Genomic DNA, 1,252 nt, shown 5'->3' with positions numbered 1-1,252 from the left:
GACAATCGCCAGAAGAGCCTGCAGTACGAACAGGGTCAGTACCAGTCGGCGGACGACCCGGTGCCGGAGCAGTTCATCAGCACGGTGGAAGAACGCGTTGCGGCCACGAGTGATCTTCGATTCGATACCGCCGGTCGGCGGAGTCTGTGAATGCAGGCCGGCTTTGATCGAATCGACGAGGTCGGTGAGGCTGCGGTCTTCGACGCCGTCGAGTACGCGGAGGGCGTGGTTGTACTGGATCTCGTCGAGCTGACCGAGAGCGAGGTCCGAGAGCGCTCGCGCCCCGATGGCGAGCCGATGACGATCATTCATTCCGCGCCGAATCACCACCTCGCGCGCGGCAAGATAGAAGAGAACGAAGACGACGTACATGATCGCGATGGCAGGCTGGTAGAAGTAATCGACGTCGGCGGTGACGAATTTTCCGACCTCGTCGATGAAGAGACCGAACCCGATTCCGCCGACCAGCGTGGCCAGGTCACGCGTGCGAGAGCCTTCGGTGATGGCGGTCGCCACGATGGCTACGGCCATCAGCAATCCGCCCCAGAGAACGTGTGCGATGTGGAGGGCGCCGCCCCCGATCTGGGGATAGCCCGTTGCCGCCAGATATGCGCGGGTGATCAGCACGGTGGCGATGCCCGCGAACAGGAACAATTCGAAACGAGCGAGTGCCGCGCGGTCGTAACTGTGCGGCAGCGTCAGCGCATTCCGGTCCTTCGTCGTCATTGCGGAACTCCCAGGTTTCGATAGCGCGCGATACGGGAGGACTGGCGATCGGTGTCCGACTCTTCGGCAAGCACGAAGAGTTCGTGCGCTATCGCAGCCCCTACCCTCTTGGAGAATTCCACGGGTTCGTCGGCCGCGTCAGGCGTTTCGGGAATGATCGCGTCGATCACGCCGTCTCGAAGCAGATCCAACGAACGAATGCCCTGCGCTGCCGCCATCTCCGGTGCGTGACTGATGTCGCGATGGACGATCGCGCTTGCGCCTTCCGGCGGCAGGGGAGCGAGCCACCCGTTCTGTGCCGCGAGTACCCGATCGGCGGGCAGCAGCGCGAGCGCCCCGCCGCCTGTTCCCTGGCCGAGCAACACCGACACTGTCGGGGTCTTCAGCGTCACGAGGTCGGCGATGCAACGGGCGATCTCAGGGGCCAGTCCACGTTCTTCAGCTTCTTTGGACAGCGACGCGCCCAAAGTGTCGATCACGAGGACAAGCGGGAGTTGTAGTTCTTCGGCAAGTTTCATGCCCCGTC

2 protein-coding genes are annotated in these 1,252 nt (G+C 63.2%); both read right to left on the bottom strand.

All coding sequences use genetic code 11. The features are described from left to right. The coding region (locus AC0B9F_RS38195) for a hypothetical protein (RefSeq protein ID WP_472010416.1) at positions 1-726 on the bottom strand (726 nt) is incomplete at its 3' end. Then, a partial coding sequence (locus tag AC0B9F_RS38190) for a carboxyl transferase domain-containing protein (protein ID WP_472010414.1) occupies positions 723-1,252 on the bottom strand: 530 nt, incomplete at its 5' end. The genes AC0B9F_RS38195 and AC0B9F_RS38190, both read right to left, overlap by 4 nt.

This window comes from Streptomyces sp. NPDC097129, assembly GCF_055668065.1.
This window is presented reverse-complemented; position numbering and strand designations above follow the sequence as displayed.